This window comes from Serratia sp. A07 (genome assembly GCF_058725505.1).
On record NZ_JBZXDO010000100.1, the window covers coordinates 1 to 3775 of the forward strand.

Sequence of the window (3775 nt, forward strand, 5' to 3'; positions counted from 1 at the left end):
GCCGACGCCGCGCGCTATCAGCGCGTGCGCCAGCCGGTTGGCGCGGGCGTTCAGCTGGGCGTAGCTCAGGCTTTCCGCTCCGCTCACCAGCGCGGTGGCGTCCGGCGTCCGGCGCACCTGCTGCTCGAACAGCGCCGCCAGCGTCTGATCCAGCGGGTAGTCACGCTCGGTGCGGTTACAGCCATGCAGCAGCAGTTCGCGTTCCGCCTCCGGCACCACCGCCAGTGAACACACCGGCGTCTCCGGTGCCTGCTCCAGCGCTTGCGCCAGTGAGCTCAGCGCCTGCACCATATAGTCACACACCCGCTGGGCATCGACCGTCTCGGTCACCTGCGCCGTCACGCCCAGCGAATCGCCGCCGTCCTCCACCGATAACACGAACGGATAGTTGGTGCGCTCTTCGGCGCTCAGCAAGCTGATACCTTCCGGCAACGCCACTGCTTCGCCGTTGTTGTGGCGATAGTTGAGCAAGGCGCTGAACAGCGGCGCCCCAGGGCTGACGCCGCTGCAGCGCTGCGCCAATGCCAGCGGCGCATGTTCATGCGCCAGCAGCCCGCTCAGCCGCACGTGTGCCTCTCTTGCCGCCGTCTCCACGCCTCGCCGATCGATGTCCAGACGCAGCGGCAACGTGTTGATAAACAACCCCAATGCCCTATAGGGAAGTAAATCATTTGATACTATGGGAAGAGAAGGGATTTTACGGGAACTCATGGGAAATCCTAGAGTTACCGTTTTTGGGGATTTGATACCACTTTTAAAAAAGTAGGCCGATCGGCATTACATTTGATACTACATAAAAACTGCCTCAAGACACCTTCAAATACCAGATTTCACTTCCATAAACGAAGCAACTAGCTTTTTAAAGGTGTTGCGAGCCGTTAGAATAGCACGATTGACTTGACAAAACACCTTTCAAGAAACGGCCCGCCGTTCACTCGCTACGGCTGTTTGTCGATCCTCGCTTTCACTATCGATGCTACACATATTAGCGTTTTGCGTATTGATTTGAACTTGCTCGTCTTCTGTTGGGTGGCTCTTAGCCAAAATCTTATCCTTCACTACTTGATCAAGCTGCATGAGCCTGATGTTATCTTCGTCCAGGAGATATAAAACCGCTTCAATCCCTTTTCTCGTCAATACGATAGCCAATTGCTCCCTTTCCTCCTTGGTTAGAAAAGAAAGTAGCTCAAACAAACGCTCACGACAAATACCATTTTCAGGTTTTTTTCGTGATTCACCCTCTCCGGATTTTAGCCATTCCAAACTTACTCCTTCACTTTCAGCTATACGCGCAAGCAAATTCTCCCTTGGTGTTGGGGCGGGGGTCTCAGTTTTGAAGTAACTATTCAGAGTATTGACATTGACGCCCCAAGCCCTAGCCGCAGCACTCCTTGAAGGGTAAGCTCTTGCTAGTTCTGCAATCCTATCAATGATTGGTTCTTTTCCTTTCGCTTGCAAAGTACCTTGAGGTTTTTTTTCCATATTAGGTTCTTTTCCACCAAACAGATTGATTCTTAAGGCAAAACACGAAAAACAATAAAGGCAATAAAAATACCTTGTCTTGGTATTTTTCGTGATCTATTATTTATCCACAGAGATAACCGCTCGGTTATCCGTGCGGGTAACTTTTTAGGATAGATGAATGATGAGCAAAACAGAAGATCATCGTGCCGATTGGCACCCTGAAATTATCAAGGCCGAGATCCACAAGCGGGGGTTGTCGTTCAGAGCCCTGTCATTGCAGGCGGGATATAGCAAGGATTCACTCAAAAGCGTGTTACGTACACCGTGCAAGCCCTACCAGCAAGTTGTCGCGGATGCGCTGGGTGTTGAACCTGAAACCATTTGGCCAAGCCGTTATAAAACTGAAAGCTATATGCGTAAGGCGTCCTGAATATGTATGTCGTAGCAAAAGAGTTGCTCGGCATTCCAGGTATGCCGGCGACAACAAAAGGAATTAGACAAGCACTCAATCGCTTATCTGAGATAAGTCCGTCGATCATGCGTAAGCGTGAAGGCACCAAGGCATTCGAATATCACATCGCTTGCCTGCCAGAGCCAGCACAGCAGGCCGTTCGTCAGCGCTATTTCAAGCAGCTGATGGCCGAGCAGCCGGCTGAAACCGCCGTTGTAGTGCCAAAGCACGTTAAAAGGGATCCGAATCAGGTCTCCGTTATCGAACTATGCCGTAAATCCCCGGCGTTGATGGATGATTTGCTGCAGCGCTTGACCGAACACCAGCGCCAGGTCGCTGACGCGCGGGGCATTATCGCCCAGCAGGTACTGACGCTGGGACAGCAACCCGGTTTCAGCTGCTCAAAAGCGATCCGCCAATTTGTCGAGCACGCCAAAATGGGTGATTTGCCTCCCAAGCTGGCACAAGCTGTACAAATTGCCAATGCCAAAAAGGGCAGTAGCCGCGCGCTGAGCGAGATCACTGTCAAGCGCTGGGTAGCAGCATTCAATCAGACCGGCAATGCGGCAGAAGCTTTGTTGGCGTTGGCCCCCGGCAAACGTAAACCGATCAACGTCGAAGAGATCGCCTGGTTACCGGACTATCTGCGTCATTATCGCAAGGCCAATGGTGTCGGGATGAAAGAAGCCTGGGAAGATTTTAGTGCCGAATGGAATAAGCTCTATTTCGATGATCCAGTAATGTTGGCTGTGTTGCCATCGTATGATTCCGTGCGACGTGCAATGGCCAGGTTGCCGGAGATCGTTAAACAGCGCGGCCGTAAAACCGGTAGCGAGTACCGCCAGATTGCAAAATTCATTCGCCGTGATTGGTGCAGTTTACCCGTTAATTACGTCTGGATCGGTGACGGTCACGGCATGAAGATGAAAGTAGCCCATCCCGATCATGGTCAACCGTTCTCGCCGGAGGTGACGTTCATCATGGACGGTTGCTGCCGCTATATCACTGGCTGGAGTCTGTCTTTGTCCGAGAACGTGATCGCCGTTATTGACGCCCTGCGCCACGGTATCGCCGGCAGTGGCAAGCCCTTTGTCTACTATTCGGATAACGGTGGCGGCGAGACTAACAAAACGCTGGATGCGGACATTACCGGTATTCTTACCCGGCTCGACATCGAGCACCCGACCGGTATTCCGGGAAATCCCCAGGGCCGCGGTATCATTGAACGTCTGAACAAAACTCTGGGTCTGCGCATCGCCCGCCGTTTTGCCACCTATTACGGCACCGGCGCTGACCGCGAAACCGTGCGCAAGACCGGCAAGGCGCTTAAATCGGCGTTGAATGCCCAGTCAAAGGGCAACGCACTGACCGTGTCGCAGCAGAACACCCTTCGCAAGCTCCCCTCCTGGGACATGCTGATTGATGAAATCAAATCCGGCGTCGAATGGTACAACAACCGGCCGCATAGCGAACTGCCAAAACGTGCCGATGGCAAGCATTACACCCCGGCAGAGTTTCGCCGCTGGAAACTCGAGAACGAAGACACCGAGCTGGAATGGCTGACGCCATTTGAACTGCGCGACATGTTTATGCCGCAGGTAGAGCGTACCGTTTCCCGCTGCGAAATACCTTTCATCAACAATATTTACTACGCGCCGGAGTTGGCCGACGAACACGGGCGCAAGGTGCTCATCAGTTACGACATTCACAATGCGCAAAAGGTTATCGTGCGGCGCCTGGACGGCTCTTATCTCTGCGAAGCCGTGTGGGATGGCAATAAACGGCTGGCCTTCCCGGTCACGGCGGAATACCACAACCGCCAGCAGCGCATCAAAGGGATGCGCAAACGTGGCGAAGAGA

General features: G+C 53.3%; 4 protein-coding genes. 2 read left to right on the top strand and 2 right to left on the bottom strand.

Translation table 11 applies throughout. From position 1 onward, the window contains the following. Positions 1-642: AMP-binding protein (locus tag AC4PR2_RS27975; RefSeq protein ID WP_492175925.1), on the bottom strand; the 642-nt coding region annotated here is incomplete at its 3' end. A 270-nt stretch (positions 643-912) separates the two neighbouring features. Beyond that, positions 913-1482, bottom strand: coding sequence for a hypothetical protein (locus AC4PR2_RS27980; protein WP_492175926.1), 570 nt, complete (start codon positions 1480-1482; stop codon positions 913-915). 163 nt (positions 1483-1645) lie between these two features. Here AC4PR2_RS27980 and AC4PR2_RS27985 point away from each other — a divergent pair, with 163 nt between their 5' ends. Both AC4PR2_RS27985 and AC4PR2_RS27990 read left to right on the top strand, forming a co-directional pair. After that, positions 1646-1894 (top strand): helix-turn-helix domain-containing protein, encoded by a 249-nt coding sequence (locus AC4PR2_RS27985; RefSeq protein ID WP_492175928.1) that lies wholly within the window; start codon positions 1646-1648, stop codon positions 1892-1894. A gap of 2 nt (positions 1895-1896) precedes the next feature. Then, positions 1897-3775, top strand: a 1879-nt coding sequence (locus AC4PR2_RS27990) for a transposase (protein WP_492175927.1), incomplete at its 3' end; no start/stop codon positions are given.

Bases quoted from the DNA above. Each gene is read 5' to 3' on its own strand.
- AC4PR2_RS27985 (WP_492175928.1), top strand. From the start codon at position 1,646: ATGAGCAAAACAGAAGATCATCGTGCCGATTGGCACCCTGAAATTATC.
- AC4PR2_RS27980 (WP_492175926.1), bottom strand. From the start codon at position 1,482: ATGGAAAAAAAACCTCAAGGTACTTTGCAAGCGAAAGGAAAAGAACCA.